Source organism: Paenibacillus sp. FSL R7-0302, assembly GCF_038006885.1.
Classification (GTDB): domain Bacteria; phylum Bacillota; class Bacilli; order Paenibacillales; family Paenibacillaceae; genus Paenibacillus_AQ.
Genome location: NZ_JBBOWB010000001.1, coordinates 5,062,316 through 5,079,824 on the forward strand (window position 1 = coordinate 5,062,316; position 17,509 = coordinate 5,079,824).

At 58.0% G+C, this 17,509-nt stretch carries 14 protein-coding genes; all 14 read right to left on the reverse strand.

What is annotated here, in order from left to right; translation table 11 throughout:
* Nucleotides 1–565: 565 nt before the first annotated feature.
* Nucleotides 566–2,374 carry an adenine deaminase gene (locus MKY96_RS21755; RefSeq protein ID WP_340943215.1) on the reverse strand — a complete coding sequence of 603 codons (1,809 nt, stop codon included), beginning with the start codon at nucleotides 2,372–2,374 and terminating at the stop codon, nucleotides 566–568.
* Nucleotides 2,375–2,706: 332 nt separating this feature from the next.
* Nucleotides 2,707–3,939, reverse strand: coding sequence for a pyridoxal-phosphate-dependent aminotransferase family protein (locus MKY96_RS21760; RefSeq protein WP_340943216.1), 1,233 nt, complete (start codon nucleotides 3,937–3,939; stop codon nucleotides 2,707–2,709).
* A gap of 104 nt (nucleotides 3,940–4,043) precedes the next feature.
* Nucleotides 4,044–5,366: a Zn-dependent hydrolase gene (locus MKY96_RS21765; protein ID WP_340943217.1), complete on the reverse strand. Its 1,323-nt coding sequence runs from the start codon at nucleotides 5,364–5,366 to the stop codon at nucleotides 4,044–4,046.
* On the reverse strand, nucleotides 5,330–6,727 hold the full coding sequence (gene allB, locus MKY96_RS21770) for an allantoinase AllB (RefSeq protein WP_340943219.1): 1,398 nt from the start codon (nucleotides 6,725–6,727) through the stop codon (nucleotides 5,330–5,332). Before allB ends, MKY96_RS21765 begins: the two co-directional genes overlap by 37 nt.
* 62 nt (nucleotides 6,728–6,789) lie before the next feature.
* Nucleotides 6,790–7,182: a hydroxyisourate hydrolase gene (gene uraH / locus MKY96_RS21775; protein WP_340944701.1), complete on the reverse strand. Its 393-nt coding sequence runs from the start codon at nucleotides 7,180–7,182 to the stop codon at nucleotides 6,790–6,792.
* A gap of 48 nt (nucleotides 7,183–7,230) precedes the next feature.
* Nucleotides 7,231–7,749, reverse strand: a complete 519-nt coding sequence (uraD, locus tag MKY96_RS21780; RefSeq protein WP_340943220.1) for a 2-oxo-4-hydroxy-4-carboxy-5-ureidoimidazoline decarboxylase — start codon at nucleotides 7,747–7,749, stop codon at nucleotides 7,231–7,233.
* Between the two features lie 52 nt (nucleotides 7,750–7,801).
* Nucleotides 7,802–8,731, reverse strand: coding sequence for an ABC transporter permease (locus tag MKY96_RS21785; protein ID WP_340943221.1), 930 nt, complete (start codon nucleotides 8,729–8,731; stop codon nucleotides 7,802–7,804).
* Nucleotides 8,732–8,761: 30 nt separating this feature from the next.
* Entirely contained in the window at nucleotides 8,762–9,847 is a 1,086-nt protein-coding gene (locus MKY96_RS21790) for an ABC transporter permease (protein ID WP_445671495.1), read from the reverse strand.
* Nucleotides 9,848–9,873: 26 nt separating this feature from the next.
* On the reverse strand, nucleotides 9,874–11,406 hold the full coding sequence (locus tag MKY96_RS21795) for an ABC transporter ATP-binding protein (RefSeq protein ID WP_340943224.1): 1,533 nt from the start codon (nucleotides 11,404–11,406) through the stop codon (nucleotides 9,874–9,876).
* A 110-nt stretch (nucleotides 11,407–11,516) separates the two neighbouring features.
* A complete protein-coding gene (locus MKY96_RS21800; protein WP_340943225.1) occupies nucleotides 11,517–12,692 on the reverse strand; it encodes a BMP family ABC transporter substrate-binding protein in 1,176 nt (391 codons plus the stop codon).
* A gap of 212 nt (nucleotides 12,693–12,904) precedes the next feature.
* Nucleotides 12,905–13,534 (reverse strand): NTP transferase domain-containing protein, encoded by a 630-nt coding sequence (locus MKY96_RS21805; RefSeq protein ID WP_340943227.1) that lies wholly within the window; start codon nucleotides 13,532–13,534, stop codon nucleotides 12,905–12,907.
* A gap of 44 nt (nucleotides 13,535–13,578) precedes the next feature.
* Nucleotides 13,579–15,153, reverse strand: coding sequence for a PucR family transcriptional regulator (locus MKY96_RS21810; protein WP_340943229.1), 1,575 nt, complete (start codon nucleotides 15,151–15,153; stop codon nucleotides 13,579–13,581).
* A gap of 205 nt (nucleotides 15,154–15,358) precedes the next feature.
* Complete coding sequence (locus MKY96_RS21815) at nucleotides 15,359–15,916, reverse strand: hypothetical protein (RefSeq protein ID WP_340943230.1); 558 nt, start codon at nucleotides 15,914–15,916, stop codon at nucleotides 15,359–15,361.
* A 51-nt stretch (nucleotides 15,917–15,967) separates the two neighbouring features.
* Nucleotides 15,968–17,347 (reverse strand): amidase family protein, encoded by a 1,380-nt coding sequence (locus MKY96_RS21820; protein ID WP_340943231.1) that lies wholly within the window; start codon nucleotides 17,345–17,347, stop codon nucleotides 15,968–15,970.
* Nucleotides 17,348–17,509: the final 162 nt, after the last annotated feature.

The window sequence follows — 17,509 nt, forward strand, 5'->3', positions numbered from 1 at the left end:
TTTGGACTATCTGTATATGCTGAATTTTGCTGATTCGACAATAATTTTAACTAATTTAAAAGTATTATCGTCTTTTCCGCCCCTATTGTTAATGCTTTTCATTAAAAACTTAAAATTTTCTGTTTCACGCTACTAAAAATCGGTTAATTATTGTCTATTTTATGCCCACAGACGAAGGACAAAGCGGTGCAGGATATGGAGTATGAATTACGGCGACGCTTAGGAGCACGCTCCGCTGTTTAAGAGTGGAAGTATCAAACCCTAATACAAGTGCACTGCTGCTCTCCATCTACGTTCGCCCACCTCCGGCGAGTTTAGGTGAACTATACGTGGAATCCAATGTTGTCTCTTCCTTTCCTGGCGGTGCTCCGCCTATCTCTTGCCAATTCTAAGCGTTTTCTCTCACCGACCGATTGTATGGATAGCATTGTTGCACAGCTCATCCACAATAGACAGGAACTCTAATTTCCTAAACAACAAACAAAAAGCCACCCAGTCTGTGAAAGACTGAATGGCTCAAGATTAGAATACTAGTATATCTTCCCCGGCAGGATGTCCCGCTGCCTTAGCTGACGAACAATGGTACCAGCTGAATTCCCTCTTCGGGGGAGATCCGCACCAGGCCTTTATCAGAGATCCGCAGTGCGGGAATAACCGCCAGGGCCAGCAGAGACAGGGTCATAAAAGCATAGTTCAGCGTACAGCCCGCATCATATAGTGCTTTGCTGATGGCAGCGGATTGTGCGGCGGCAATCTCAAACGGCTCTGCGGACATTAGTCCGGCAATCGCCAGCGGGAACAAGGTGGTCCCGGCAGCGGTAATCACCGCAACCCCGCCTTGAGCATCCGCCACGGCAGCCGCCGCCTGCGCCATCAGTCCATCATCATTGCCGATGACCAGCACATTATGGCTGTCATGAGCTACAGTCATCGCTATAGCCGCAGGCTCGCGGAAGCCGATGCCCTGCACAACCCCTACGGATTTGTTGCCCGTTCCCTTGTGCCGCTCCAGAACAGCGATTTTGCACAGGCCGTCTTGCACAACCAGCTCCGATCCAGCCACTGGCAGACTCATGATCAGCTCGCCGGTCTCCACATGATTCTCAATGACCTGGATGACCCGCGTGGCCAGAACACCTTCCGCAATGGGCGCGTGAATCACGAAGTCTGCGGGAACCGGAGGCTGCTGCAAATGCACAGAGGCCAGCACTTCATCCGGGTAGGTGTAAGGGCTCAGCTCAGCCGTCATGCTGCCGTTCTCCGCCACAACAACGCCAGCTGCAATCGTCATGACCACATGAACATCGGCCAGATTACCGTCCAGCAGAATGATATCCGCGCAGGAGCCCGGCGTGATAGAGCCGATATCGCGGGATACGCCGAAGCGCTCAGCGGTGTTGATCGTTGCCATCTGAAAAGCCGTGACCGGCTTCACCCCCTGGGAGATCGCATGGCGCACAACAAAATCCATATGCCCCTCATCGCGCAGCGATTCGGAGCTGCGGTCATCCGTCACCAGCATCATCCGGCGCGGGTCCAGCCCGTGCTCGGTATGCGCCGTGATGGTTTTGGCGACATCATGCCAGGCAGAGCCGCGGCGCATTTTGGCATACATCCCCAGACGCACGCGTTCGATCACATCTTCCGCGGTCACACACTCATGATCCCCAGTCACCCCTGCTGCGGCATAGACCGGAAGTCTCCAGTCACTCGCCGGCCAGGTGAAATGCCCGTCAACATACCGTCCCGCACGCAGCGTGGCCTGGATCTCTCCGATCATCTTCTCATCACCGTACACAACACCCGGGAAGTTCATGACTTCACCGAGCGCGATCACATCCTCGCCCCAGGTGTAGGCTTCCGCTACTTCCTCCGGTCCGATAGACGCGCCGGTTGTCTCAAATTCTGCGCCCGCAGAAGGGACACAGGAAGCCACCTGCATATAGGCAGCCAGCGGCGTTCCCCGCATCTCGTCCAGCATCAGCTTAATCCCCTTAAGCCCGAATACATTGGCTATCTCATGGGCGTCGAAGAAACCTCCGGTCGTTCCCAGCGGCAGCACTGCGCGGGCGAATTCAGTCACCGTCAATTGAGTGCTCTCGATATGGCAGTGTCCGTCAATCAAGCCGGGAGCAATGTATCTGCCCGCCGCATCAATAACCTGCGTTCTCTCCCCAATCGTATGGGAGACGTCCTTGCCGACGTATGCAATGCGCCCGCCCTGTACAGCGACGGACATGCCGTCCAGAATCTCACCGGAGCAGACATTGACTAGCTTGCCGCCTGTAATGACCAGTGTAGCCTTCTGATCTCCGCGGGCTGTAGCTACCAGCTCAGGCACGCAGTCGGCCAATGGTTGTCGTGTATAAGTCATCATGTGCACTCCCTTCCGGTTGTTATATAAATTGAACTAATGACTTTGATGTTTTGGGATGAGTCGTGACTCCAGAGAAGTTTTGGACTTCCGGCCGCTGCCCTTCTGCAGATTTCTTGATTTATCCCGTTTTTAACGGTTGAAATCCGCAGACAAAGGCGGTCGCTACCGCTCCTCCAGTTCCAAAATTCCCCTCCGCCACTTTCCCCTTAACTTAAATACTTAAGTTCAATTTATATAATTTTGTTATTTACTCTTATCTTTTTAGAAAAAACGGCCCTGACACCCCTTCCGGGGCGCAAGCCGTCACTTAAACAAATCGCATTGTATGATTATCTTACTTTTGAATCATATACGTCAAGTGCCGCCTGAACGCCCTGCCCGGCAGGTACCGCGTACCCGTGGCGGATAAGCACGGCCTCCAGCGCGCCAAGCAGACGCAACACATTATTCTCCCGGCAGCTGAAGCCCATGGTACCGATCCGCCAGATCTGGCCTTGTAACGGTCCGAAGGAGCTGGCGATCTCAATACCGAAACGGTGCAGCAGCATGGAACGGACGGCTTCCCCGTCTATCCCCGCCGGAATGAGCACACAGGTGACTACCGTCAGCTTGCTCTCCGCCTCTCCGTACAGCTCCAGCCCCATAGCTGATAGTCCGGCAGTAAGGGCTTGCTCATGGAACCTGTGCCGGGCATGCCGCGCTTCCAGCCCTTCCTCCAGGACCAGCCGCAGACCTTCACGCAGAGCGTATAGCATGGAGGTCATCTCCGTATGGTGATTGAGCCGCCGAGGACTCCAGTAATCCTGAAGCATACTAAGGTCGAGGTAATTACTGCGCACTACGGGCAGCTCGCTGACAGCAGCGGCGTCAGTTCTAAGTCCACGCTCTACCTGCTTGCGCTTCAGCAGCTTGGCCTCGGCCCGGTCATTATACGTCACCGGGGCCATGCCCGAGGGGATGGACAGGCATTTCTGCGTTCCGCCGACCACGGCATCCAGCATCCAGGCATCTGTCTCTACCGGCACCCCGCCGATCGTCGCCACCGCGTCCACAATCAGCAGCGCATCCTGCTCCCGGCAGGCCCGCCCGATCCCGTCCAGCGGCTGCACACGGCCTGTAGAGGTCTCACCGTGAACCATCGCCACCACATCCGGCTTGAAGCGCCGTATAGCCTCAATTATCTCCTCCGGCGGAAAGACACGGCCCCAAGTCTGTTCTATCGTGAGTACCTCAGCCCCGCAGCGTTCAGCAATCTCATGGAGCAAATGACCGAAACGGCCAAAGACCGGAACCAGCACCCGGTCCCCCGGCGCAATCAGGCTGACCATCACCGCCTCAATCCCGGAACGCGAAGTCCCGTCTACCGGATACGCCCACTGATTCCTGGTGGCGAACAGCTCACGCAGCATCTCCATCGTCTCATTCATGATCTCTGTGAATTCAGGATCGAATTGTCCCAGCACCGGATAAGACATCGCCCGCAGCACACGCGGATCAACCTCCACGGGGCCGGGGGTCATAATGCACCGCAAGGACGGTGACAAATCTTCGTACCGCTTCATGATTCTCTCCCCCTCCAGGCTTTCAAGTGATCAGATCCCGCTATTTATAACACAATTAGAATTACAACCCGAAGCTTGGTCGTCGCTGCAGTGAACAGCGCCTCTTATTCATAAGCTAATCTATATAATATGGCCGTCAGCACTTCCAGTCCAGCAGTGAGATCCTCCGGGGAGGTATACTCCCAGGGCGAATGGCTGATCCCGCCCCGGCTCGGCACGAAGATCATCGCAGCCGGGCAGCGCGGGGCGAACAGCTGGGCGTCATGTCCCGCACCGCTGACCATGCTCAGGTAAGGCTTCTCCTGCCGGAGACAGATCTCTTCAAGAGCCGCGCGCAGTTCTTGGTCCATGTGTGCCGGGGCTGTCTCCAACAGCGGCTGTACCTCAAGCGTCAGGCCGCGCCTGTGCCCAAGCTCTGCGAACTCCGCCAGGACTGCTCCGCAGAAGCGCTCCAGCACCCCGGCTTCGCTATGCCGGATATCCAGCGTAAACTGCACTTCGCCGGGAATCACATTGGATGTACCCGGATAGACCTCGAGCCGACCCGTTGTGGCTACCAGCGGATCACCCGCCGCCAGGGCGGACCGCTCCAGCGCCAGCAGCATCTCCGCACTCCCGGCGAGTGCATCCTGTCTTAACCCCATCGGCGTAGTCCCTGCATGATTGGCCGTCCCGCCGACCTTGACAAGATACCGCCGCTGTCCGGCGATAGCCTGCACGACCCCGATTCTCCGGGACATCCGTTCCAGAATAATCCCCTGTTCAATATGCAGCTCGACATATGCGGCAATATCACTGCGCACAGGACTATTATTGCGCCAGAAGCTTCCCTCCAGACCCGCCGCAGCTTCAGCGGCCAACCCTTCATCCCCTGCCAGGCCGCAGGCCGCCATCGCTGCCCCCAGCGTGATTCCATCCGCATCTGCGCAGTCTATACATTCCTTCCCGTTATACAGCCCGGTCACATTCCCCGAGCCCCAGAACGTCAGCGGAAAGCGGCTGCCCTCTTCCTCACAGAAGGATACCACCTCAAGTGTCCGCAGCGGCGGACCGAAGGTCTCCAGAAGATAGTGCAGCGCAGTTACAGCAGCAGCTACCCCATAAGCGCCGTCATACCGTCCGCCGTTCACCACCGTGTCGATATGTGAGCCGGTCAGGATGACCTTGTCGCTGACCTGAGAACCGGCCAGTGTGCCATAGACATTCCCCACCTGATCCATCCTGACCTCAAGCCCGAGTCCAGCCATTCTCTCCTGCAAAAACTGCTGAACCCCTTGCCACTCCGGCGTATACAGCAGCCGGGTAACTCCAGGACCCGGAGCGCTGTAGGCTGCGAGTTCGTCCAGCAGCTTCAGCATCTCTCCGGCCGGGACCTGCGGGACCGGCGACTTCATAGCCCCGGCTGGCTGTGCCTGATCCGCAGCCATTCTCCTCCGCTGTCGGCAATAACGCCTTCCGCGGCAGTATAGACCATATTGCCCCGGCAGATCGTTGCCGTCACCTTGCAGGATAAGGTCATTCCGACATAAGGGCTATGCCGGTGGCGGTACAACAGATCCTCTGCACGCAGGGTATAAGCTGCATCTGGATCAAGCAGCACCAGATCGGCATCCAGCCCCGGCGTGATGGAGCCCTTACGCCCGTCCAGCCCGAACCGCCGGGCAGGAAGCCCGGAGAGCAGCGCCGAGATCTGCGTAACCGGCAGGCCTCGTACATGAACACCTTCATGGAACATCAATTCCAGACTGCTCTGCGCTCCCGATATTCCGCCCCAGGCTTCCATGAAGGACAGCCCGGGCGCCAGCTTCAATTCAGGCGGACAGGGGGAGTGATCGGAGGCGACCAGATCCACCCGGCCCGCAGCCAGCGCCGTCCACAGCCGGTCCCGTTCACTGCTGCTGCGCAGGGGCGGAGCGCATTTCGCCAGCGCCCCGAGAGTCTCCATGCTGTCTTCATCCAGGATGAGATAATGAGGACAGGTCTCTGCGGTAACATCCAGACCGCGCAGCTTGGCCTCATGAATCAGCTCCAGGGCTGCCGCTGTGCTGATATGGACGAAATGCAGCTTGCAGCCGGTCCGCTCACTGTACAGCAGCGCCCTGGCTACAGCCTCCAGCTCCGCTTCCGGCGGACGCGAAGCGGCAAAATCACGCGCACCGCTGCGGCCCGCACGGAGGGTAGCCACACCCAGCGCCGAGGTCATCGCTTCACTCTCCGCATGCAGGGCGAGAATCCCGCCGGTTGCGGCGATCCGGTGCATCCCCTGATACAGGGTATCATCGTCCACCTCACGGAACCGGCCCTCGCCTTCACCGCCGGGATTCGAGATGAACGCCTTGAACCCGGTAACGCCCGCTGCCGCCAGTCCCTCCAGCTCTTCCAGATTCCCGGGCACCAGTCCGCACCATAGCACATAATCCACCGCCGAGTTCCCCGCTGCGGCCTCCGCCTTCAGCCGGAGCGCCTCCAGATTCACTGTCGGCGGATTCCCGTTCAGCGGCATATCCGCATAACAGGTGCAGCCGCCGGCCGCAAGAGCAGCCGACCCGCTGCGGAAGCCCTCCCAGTGACCGAACGCAGGCTCATTGAAGTGAACATGCATGTCGATCATGCCGGGCAGCACATATTGTCCTTCCGCATCCAGAATTCTGGTCCCGGACGAGGCCTGTAAGACTTCGCCCAGTGCAGCGATTTTGCCATCCTTCACTCCGATCTCAAGCCTGCGGACTTCTTCGGGCAGGACCACCTGTCCGTTCCTGATGATAAGCTCATAATCTTCTTCCTTCATGATAGGCCCACCTCCGGTCTATTGGCTTAAGATTAGATGCAGCGGTACACTTAACTGCCGTCTCAACTCCCCCGATAAGTGCTGTATCCTCCAGGTGCAACCAGCAGCGGTACATGATAATGGGCGGAGGGGTCCGGCATATTGAAGCGGATCGGAATCTGGTCCAGGAACGGGATTACAGCGCCTGCTCCCTCCTCCTCCTCAGCCTCCGGTTCTCCGGCACCAGCCTGAACGCCCCGGAAATAATCACCGGCCATAAACAGCAGCTCATAGCTTCCGGCCTGTATTTCTTCTCCCGCCAGCAACGGAGCGTCCAGCCTGCCATCCTCATTTGTAACCGCCTCACGCAGCAGCACAGACCCTCCGGTATCCAGCCGCCAGAGCTGAAGCGACAGGCCCGCAGCAGGCTTGCCCTGTGACAGATCCAGCACATGAGTTGTCAGCCGTCCGTTCATACCAGACATTTGCGTCACCTTCCTCCTATAATATGCAGGGCCCTGCCTCTATTCCGCCCCCAGCAGATCCTCCAGCCGAAAACGGGTGATTGCACCAATCTCCAGCAGCGCCTGCGCCTGCTCCTCCATAAGCGGACGGTCCACACGCGCACTGATGGCGCTAAGGATGTCTTCTTTCGTTTTGCCCCGCACAGCGAAGATGAACGGAAAGCGGAATTTCGCTGTATAGGCGGCGTTCAACCCGGTAAGCTGCGCGAATTCCTCCGGTGTCAGCCGGTCCAGTCCGGCCCCCTGCTGCTCAGCCGCCGAGAGCGGACTGACTGCAAGTCTTGTCGCCAGATCCGGGTGAGCCCTCAGCAGTGCCAGCACCCGGTCCGGCTCCGAATGCCGCGCTATCTCCAGCATGGCAGCATGCAGCTCCTGCACTGAATCGAACGGACGCCTGCTGTACACCTCCTCTGCTACCCAAGGGGAATGCTCGAAGATGCCGCCGAGCTGCTCCACAAAGTCTGTTTTTGCCATCGAGTTCATCTGCTCCAGAGTCAACCGGTCCGCCGGTATAGTCATAGGCCAGCCTCCATCCCTCTAATTTGCATATTGCTGCCTGCGCCCTTCCGGCCTAGAACCGCTGTTCCCGGATATATGGCGTTCCCAGCGATTCCGGCGTACCGGAGGGCTTGTTGCGGTTGCGGTATCCCAGATACATTAATACGAGAATGGTTACGACGTAAGGAATCATTTTCAGAAAATAGGACGGCACCGCACTCCCCAGCAACTGAATACGGAAGCCCAGCGAATCGAGCGCTCCGAAGAAGTAGGCGCAGAAGAGAGCGCGCAGCGGATTCCATCTGGCGAAAATCACCAGACCCACGGCGATCCAGCCCCGCCCGGCGGTCAGCCCCTCATTCCAGGTCGGTGCATAGGCCAGCACCATATCCGCACCGGCCAGACCAATCAGCGCCGCTCCGGCAGTAACATAACAGTAACGGATCAGCTGCACACGAATGCCCATGACGTCCGCAGTAGCCGGATTGTCGCCGACTGCCCGCAGATGCAGCCCCCACGAGGTATGGTGAATCAGCAGATGCAGCACAAGGACGAGCAGAAGACTGAACCAGGTCAGCATATCCAGCCTGCCAAAAAGCTCCCCGAGCACCGGCACCGGCTTCAGTATCTCCAGATCCAGCTTGGGCAGAGTGCCCGGAAGCGGAATCCCGCTGATGGACTTGCCGAGATAGGCGCTAAGTCCGCTGCCGAACAGCGTCATCGCCAGGCCCGACATCGTCTGATTCGCCCTCAGGGTGACACATAAGAACGAATGAACCATACCCAGAAGAGCGGTAATGGCTACCGCCGCGAGCAGCGCAAGAATCAGATTCCCGCTGCGGATGTAGACGATACAAGTCGTCACTGCCCCCATCAGCATCAGCCCCTCCGCGCCAAGCTGGATAATACCGGCCCGTTCGGTCAAAATGCCTCCCAGCGTAGCCAGCAGCAGCGGTGTTCCGGCGGAGATGGCGGCGATTAATAACTGTGTAGTGAAATCCATGAGTGAACTCCCTCCTGTACGAGAATGCTGTTATGCGCTCCGGCGGATGCGGAACCGGTGAATCATGTCGCCGGCAATCAGGAAGAACAGGATCGCGCCCTGCAGCATTTCCGATATGGACGAAGGCAGTCCGATCGTCTGAACACTATAGCCGCCCACAATCAGGCCGCCGAACAGAATCGAAGTCACAATCAGGCCCAGCGGATTCAGCTTGGCAAGCCAGGCTACGATAATCGCCGTATAGCCATAGCCCGGTGAAATCCCCTGCATCAGCTTATGCGTAACCCCCGACACTTCAGCCATGCCGGCAATCCCGGCAAGACCGCCGCTGATCAGCATAACGATGATAATATGCTTCTTGATATGGATGCCTGCATAACGGGCTGCTGTGGGATTGGCGCCGATCAGACGCAGCTCATAGCCCCAGCGGGTGAACCGGATCATCAGATAATAGATCAGCACAGCCACAAGGCCGAAGACCAGCCCGATGTGCAGCCGGGTGCTGCCAAGCACCGGCAGGGACTGTGCAGCGGTGAACATCGGCGAACCCGGGAAGTTGAAGCCCTTCGGGTCCTTCCAGGGGCCGAACACCACATAATCCAGAGCCAGCAGGGCCACATAGTTCAGCATCAATGAGGTAATCAGCTCATTTACACCGAAATGGGTTCGCGGCACTGCCGTCATCAGACCCCACAAAGCTCCGGCCGCTGTACCGAAAACCAGCATCAGCGTGATGGACCAGAAGGAAGACAGGTCCGGGAAATAGATCGTTACCGCAGTAGCCGCCATAGCGCCTACTGTCAACTGACCCTCTGCCCCGATATTCCACACAGAGATCCGGTAAGCTACAGCAATACCTAGCCCGCAGAGCAGCAGCGGAATAGCCTTGACCATGGTTTCAGTGAAGCCGTAGGAGGTGCCGAAGGCTCCCCGGAACATTTTCTCATAGACGACCAGCGGGCTCATTCCATTAGCGGCGATGAATACGGCACAGAGCAAGAGCGCCAGAACAACGGACAGGATAGGCGTCCACCACGGTGAACGGGTACGGCTTGAATCATATTCCAGCCTGAGGGAGTACCACCTCCCGCTGCGGCCCGCCAGGGGCGCAAGCATTGCAGATTCACTTCCAGGCTTCGGGCTCATACAGCACTCCCCTCCCTGCTCCGGATGCCGGCCATCATCAGGCCGATTTGTTCCCGGTCCGCCTGCTCATGATCGCTCTCGCCTATAATCGAACCGTCATAGATCACCAGAATACGGTCGGATAACTGCAGCAGCTCATCCAGATCCTCGGAGATCAGCAGCACCCCGCTGCCCGAGCTGCGCAGCTCCATCAGCAGCTCATGCACCCCTGCCGCCGCACCGACATCCAGCCCTTGCGTCGGATGCACGGCCACCATCAGCTTCGGACGGTGGCTGACCTCACGGGCGAACAGCAGCTTCTGCTGGTTCCCGCCGGACAATTGCTGCACGGGAGTATCCAGCTCAGGCGTCTTAACATTGAAGCGGCGGACCAGCTCCTGCGACCAGGAGCGGTTCCTCGCCGCCTTCAGGAAGCCGAACCGGGAATGCTCTTCGCTGCGGTAAGACTTGAACAGCAGGTTGTCAACGGACCCCAGCCGTCCGGCCAGACCGCTCTTCATCCGATTCTCCGGCACATGCGAGATGCCCGAATCGATCGCTCCTCTTACCGAAGCTGTTCTTACAGGACTGCCGTCGAACCGGATCTCGCCCGTCCTCCATGCTCTAAGCCCCGTCAATACCTCAGCCAGCTCCTTCTGCCCGTTGCCCGCGACACCGGCCACGCCCACAATTTCGCCTTCATGAACCGTAAGCGACAGGGCATCCAGCGCCTTGCGGCCATGATCCGCAGCCACCTCCAGATCGCGGACGATCAGCAGCGGCTCTCCGGCCGTCGCCTCGCGCTCTTGCCGGCTGATCGTAACCTCCCGGCCCACCATCAGCCGGGCCAGCTCCAGCTCATCCGTCTCGCCCGTCATCAGCGAAGCAATCATTTTACCCTTGCGCATCACGGAGATCCGGTCCGAGGAGGCCATGACCTCCTTCATTTTATGCGTAGTCATGATCACCGTCTTACCCGCCTGCTTCATCACCTGAAGCGTCTCGAACAGCTGCTTCGCCTCCCCCGGCGTCAGCACCGAGGTTGGCTCATCCAGAATGATGATGTCTGCCCCCCGGTACAGCGTCTTGACAATCTCAACGCGCTGCTGCTCGCCGACAGACAGCTGCCAGATCGGCCGGTCGACGGGAAATTTCAAGCCAAAGCGTTCTCCAAGCGCCTCTATCTCTTCATGCTTACGCTTCATCCATCTGCTGCCGCGCCAGAAAGACGACTTTTCGCCAAGCACGATATTCTCCGCTGCTGTAAGGCTCTGCACCAGTCTGAAGTTCTGAAAGACCATGCCTACACCGAGCAGTGCCGCATCCTTCGGGGAACGGATTCTGGCCGGTTTGCCATGAATGAGAATCTCCCCGGCGTCCGCCCGGTACACTCCTGACAGCATACTCATGACTGTGCTTTTCCCTGCCCCGTTCTCCCCGAGCAGCGCGTGAATCTCCCCCGCATTTGCCGAAAAATCAACTTGATCGCTGGCCGTTACAGCACCGAATGTCTTCACTATCCCGCGCATTTCAACCGAAGGGTCCTGCATAGTACTACGCTCCTTTCAGGGTAGTTATAGTACAGGTGGGGAAGGCTCCGGTATCCGGAACCCGCCCCACCCGTAAGGCTGTGCTGTATGAAGATGTGTTGTAGCAGCTGTTACTGCGGAATCGTGCCCTCGACACCCTTGACCAGCCAGTTCATGCCAAGCACCTCTTCAAGGGTCAGCTTCTGGCCGTCCTTAACAGTTACATTGCCCTTGTTGTCCGAGATCGGTCCGGTGAAGACCTCCAGCTCGCCGCTGATAATCTTGGCCTTGGCGTCCTCCACCAGCTTCTTCACATCCTCGGGAACCTTGTTACCGAATGGCGCCAGCTCCACCATGCCGTCGGCCATATCGCCGGAATACTGCTCGCTTTTCCAGGTTCCGTCCATCACAGACTGTACAGCTTTTACATAATAAGGACCCCAGTTCCATACAGGGTTGGTTAAATAGTTGTCCGGTGCATACTTGCTCATATCCGAGTCATTTCCCCCGGCAAAAGCTCCCCGTTCCGCCGCAGCCTGAAGGGTAGCCGGTGAATCCTGATACGCCAGCAGAACATCCGCACCTTTGTCGAGCAGGCTGATGGCCGCCTGACGTTCCGTGGCAGGGTCATACCAGGTATTCGTCCAGACCACATCCACCTTAACCGCCGGGTTGACGCTCTGCGCGCCCAGCGTGAAGGCGTTCAGATTATAGATCACCTCGCTGATCGGGAAGGCTCCCACATAGCCGAGATGGTTTTTCTTTGTCATTTTGCCTGCCGCGATCCCCGACAGATAGCTTGCCTGATAGTTTTTGCCGAAGTACGTGCCCATGTTCTCTGCTGTCTTGTAGCCGGAGGCGTGCAGGAACTTCACGTTAGGGAATTTGCCAGCCACATTCAAAGTGAAATCCATATAGCCGAAGCTTGTGGTAAACACGATGTCATGGTTCTGCGCAAGCTCTGTGATGATCCGCTCGGCATCGGCGCTTTCCGGTACATTCTCAACGAAATCCGCCTTGATCCCAAGCTCCTTCTCCATATACAGGCGGCCCTGATCATGCTGATACGTATACCCGCCGTCACCCGGAGGCCCGATATAGACAAAAGCAACCGTCGGCTTTTTCGCTGCCGGCTCTGTGGTTGCCGCGGCCTCGCTCCCTGCCGATGTGCTTGCCGCCGAAGCCTCTGCCGTTGCTGCCGCACCCGTATTAGACGCCGTATTATTCTTCGCGCACCCCGTCAGAACCACCGCCAGCAGGAACATCGAGATGATGCTGAATTTGAATGCCTGACCCCTTTGTTTCATAATTCTCCTCCTCCAGGATATCTCTTCTAATGGCTACAGCCATTAATGTATCTCTACTATACTGAGGCGCAGCACTTACGTAAATTTATATAACATAGCTTTGTGTGTGCGGATAAGAAGAGGGGCCGCTTTTGTGCTTCATGCACGAAGTCATCTCAAATTAAACTTAAATTATGATATATTACCTTACATATCTTTAAAAAATAGCTAATTCACTGCCTATTCCCGCTCCGCACGCTCCATTCCCTGTGGTACTGTCCGAAGCTCTCCGGTAGCCCGGTCTCTGCGAACGCCTGAACAGGCTCTTGCGGCAGGATGAGCCCCTTATACTCCTTGGTCCGCATAATGGCAGCTACGCCCTCTTCATCGTCCAGCTCTTGAAGTCCGCCGAACAGCGTGCTTGAGAACAGAGTAGGCGGCATCAGCAATCCTTCTTGCGCACTGGTGACATAATCAAGCTCCGGGTGCTGCTCATACGCTTGGATGAACCGGCGGATCTGAGCCGCTGCCACAAACGGCTGATCTGCCGCCGCAATGACCACCGCATCCGGCTGAAGCGAAGCTACAGCATTCAAGCCGCAGCGCAGGGAGAAGGACAGACCCAAATGGGCCGTCAGGCAAGTCTCAATCCGCCGCATATTCTCCGCCATCCCGGCCGGCGGCAGCCAGCCCAAAGGATCATCCGCGCGAACCACCACAACCAGCGGCACAAGCCCGCAGGTCTCCAGCTCGCTGAGCATCACCGCAGCGGCTGAACCCGCACCCGCCCTGTTCAGAGAACCTTCAGAGGCCCCTGCTCCATTACTGCGGCCTGCCGCCAAAAAGATTCCGGCCACCTTCATTGTTCTCCACTCCTTTTTTTGGGCAATCTGCTGAGGGACGGCTGTTATTCGCGCTCCAGCATTCTGCGGAACAGGAATACCAGCTTCAGCTTCATGAGATCATTGATTTTTTTGAAATCGACATCCAGCAGCTCACTGAGCTTCTCAATCCGGTAAGTGGCCGTATTACGGTGAATGAACAGCTTCTTGGCCGTCTCGTTCACATGGCCGTCATTCTCCAGGTAGACCTCCAGCGTGTGGAGCATCTCCTTAACATATTCAGGCTCCCGGCTAAGTAGCCCCCGCAGGCTGCCGTTATAGTATCGCTCCATGGTCTCCGCCGGAATCTTGCTCAGCAGCAGATCAAGCTCCAGCTGGCGGTAATGCACCACATTTCCGTGTGCGCCCCATTGCCGGGCCATGCCCATACATTCCTTAATCTCGGCAAAAGCTTCCTTCAGCCCCTCCGGCTTCAGCTTCACGCTGCTGACAGCCGCCTGCGGATAATACCCTTTATCGAACTTCAGGCTGTCGAAGCATTCCTGAATCAGCGCCCGGAACTCCTCCGGCTGATGCGGCCCGGCCGGATACAGCGACACCAGTCCCTCCTCCACCAGGAAGTGGACCGCCTGCAGGCCACTCAGCACCGGATGCTCCGAATACTCCTCCTTCAGCCGCAGCAGCTCTGCCTGCCGGGCTTCTCCCGCAGCAGCCACATCGGTCAGCAGAAGTTGAAACGGGGACTGGAGCAGCGTAATCTCCAGCCGGAGCGCTGCCTGCGCCAGCTCAGCGTATTTCAGCCCGTCCTTCAGGAACCGCCGCAGCAGCCCGCTGAACTCCCGGTGTCCGGCCTGCTCGAAATAATCCTCCAGTCCGGTATGCATATGATAAGAAATCAGCTCTGCCCCCTGGACGAACAGACTTTCCTCCACGGGCAGCAGCAAAGGATCAATATCGCAATAATGTAGGTAACCCAGGCATTTCCCGGCCTGTAGCAGCGGAATCCGGTAGCCCGTGCCCGCGCTGAGCCGGAAGCGCTGATTGCGGGGCTGCCAGGGCCAGCCTTCCAGCAGCTCACTTTCGGTGTACCCCGAGTTATTGAATACTACCGTTCCGCGGCTACTGATTACAGCCAGCGGATAACCGATGATCTCGGAGACGGTGTCCAGCAGCGGACGGCTGCGCCCGGAACGCAAGGCAAGACGCATCAGCATCCGCTGCTTCTCCATCATGCTCTGCAGGGTGCCCACATTGCGCGACAGCTCCGCGCGGAACAAGCCGTTCATCTGGTCGGAGAAGGTGAACTGGAATGGCAGCTCGATCAGCGGAAAATTCAGCTGCTCCGCCTCCGCAATCAAGGGCGGCGGCACAGCCTCCCAGAACCGGCCCAGCTTAATGCCCAGCCCCGCTGACCCTCGCCGGTTCAGCATTTGCAGCAGTGCCGAGGCATCCTCCGGGCTGTCCTTGATCAGATAGGCTGTGGTCAGCAGCATTTCCCCTTCCTTGATCCAGTCCGAGATATCGGGAGCATCCATGACATTGATCGATTTCACAATCCTGTGCTTCCCCTTGGACCCGGCAATCAGCTTCGCTTCGGATAAAGGATAAATGGACAACGCTTCTTCCACCGTAAGATGCATAGCCACCCCTCCTTCTCTACCTTCATAATAGGTTTATTCGAGTCATTTGTTACTTTATGTAACATTATAGATAAAATGACCGCTGTTGGAAAGAGAAAAGTTAGAATCGGATTAGTTTGCGTTATATAATATCACTCATAAGTAACATTCAGCAGCATCGAACCTCATTCGGTCCCTTGGAGCTGCATACGGCCTACTCATCTCCTCACCGGCCAATGTATGCTGTTTTTCGCATACATTCGGTCAACTCACCCCCGCACCGGCCCATTGCAATCGCCCCGTCAGCCCTCGCACCGCCCAATGTAATCGGTTTTCCGATTACATTCGCACCGTCAGCCCTCGCACCGCCCAATGTAATCGGTTTTCCGATTACATTCGCCCCGTCAGCCCTCGCGCCGCCCGATGTAATCGGTTTTCCGATTACATTCGCCCCGTCAGTCCTCGCATCGCCCAATGTAATCGGTTTTCCGATTACATTCGCCCCGTCAGCCCTCGCACCGCCCAATGTAATCGGTTTTCCGATTACATTCGCCCCGTCAGTCCTCGCACCGCCCGATGTAATCGGTTTTCCGATTACATTCGCTCCGTCAGCCCTCGCGCCACCCAATGTAATCGGTTTTCCGATTACATTCGCTCCGTCAGCCATCGTGCCGCCCGATGTAATCGGTTTTCCGATTACATTCGCTCCGTCAGCCATCGCGCCGCCCGATGTAATCGGTTTTCCGATTACAATTGGATGCTGTTTTCCGCATACACTGAGCAATCAGCAAATAGCCCTGGTTCTCTTCGTTCTGAGAACCAGGGCTATGACTTCCTACTTCCATACCTCCTGTATCCAGGACAGGAGTCTCAGATCTTGTCCGTGCCCGCCGATGACGGACAACCCCAGCGGCAGTCCGCCGGGGCCGGGCACCGGCAGCGTAACCTGCGGCAGCCCGGCCAGTCCGGCCAGGCAGCTGAGCATCATGGCGCTGCTGCGGCTCCGCTCCAGCTGCCCGGGTCCGGCGCCGCGCAGCGGGGCCGGACCCGGCACGGTCGGAAGGACGAGACAGCCGTCCTTCCCGAGCAGCACCCGCAGCCGCTGAGTGATCCGGCTGCGCAGCATAGCGGCCGGGCTGTGATCCGCCCCGGCCAGCCCCGCCGCCCAAGCGAACCGGGCGGCAATGTCCGGCCCGAAGACCGGCTGCTCCCGCCCGATCCACTCCCCATGGGTTGCCCAGATCTCGGCACCCTGCAGCTCACGGAAGGCGTCCATCCAGGTCTTCAAGCCATCAGGAGCAACCACGGCTTCGGCAGCCTGTAGCGAAGCACCCGCCTGAAGCTTGTCCAGCCCCTGCCTCAGGTAGTCTGCACAGTCCTGCTCCACAAGCGCCCAGCCTTCCGGGGGAATGAACATCCGGGACATTCGAAGATCACCAGCAGACTCGTCAACCGCCTCACCTCCGCTCTGCTCCATACTATTCTCCATGCTCTGGGCACCTACGCCGCTGTCCGCAGTCCCGAGCTGATCGCCCGCATTCTTCCTATTCTCCCCGCCACAGGCAGCTCCGCCACTGTCCGCAGTTTCGAGCAGAACGTCCGCCTTCTTCCCACTCTCTCTGCCCTGAGCACCACCACCGCTGTCCGCAGCCCCAAGCAGAACGCGCCCTGTCTTCAGTAGCAGCTCCGTGCTTCCCGCGATCCAGCCCACCGTGTCAAAAGCCGGGGCCAGCGGAATGACACCCTCCAGTGACACCGCGCCGTGTGTCGGACGAAAGCCGAAGACGCCGCAATAAGCGGTTGGAACCCGGACAGAGCCGCCTGTATCCGTCCCGAGGGCAAAATCCACACTCCCCGAGGCCACCGCCACCGCCGACCCGCTGGACGAGCCGCCGGGAATCCGGTTCTCCCCGTGCGGATTCACCGGCGTACCATAATGATAGTTCTCTCCGCCCAGGCTGTACATCAGCTCATCCGTATGGGCCGCCCCCCGCAGCGTAGCTCCAGCTTCCAGCAGCCTGCGTACCGCAGCTGAATGGGAGTCCGCAGGTCCATGGCTGCGGAGCCAGTCCGGGTTACCGGCGGATGAGCGGTGCCCGGCCACTGCGAAGACATCTTTTACCGTGAAGGTCAGACCGTGCAATGCCCCGTGCCCGCTGCCGGGAATCTCCAGCTCCGGGACCCGGAATGCACCGTGCCGATTATCAAGAACCATGCTGCTCCACCCTTTCCCTCCCGGACAACCCCGGTTAATCACACCCTGCCTCCCTAATCACTCTGCCTTCTTCTCTTCTAGCAGAGCAGGCAAGGGATGAAGCTTCGTTTAAGCCGAGCATTCGGCGATATTTGTATTCTGTACATCTAAATACAGTGAAAT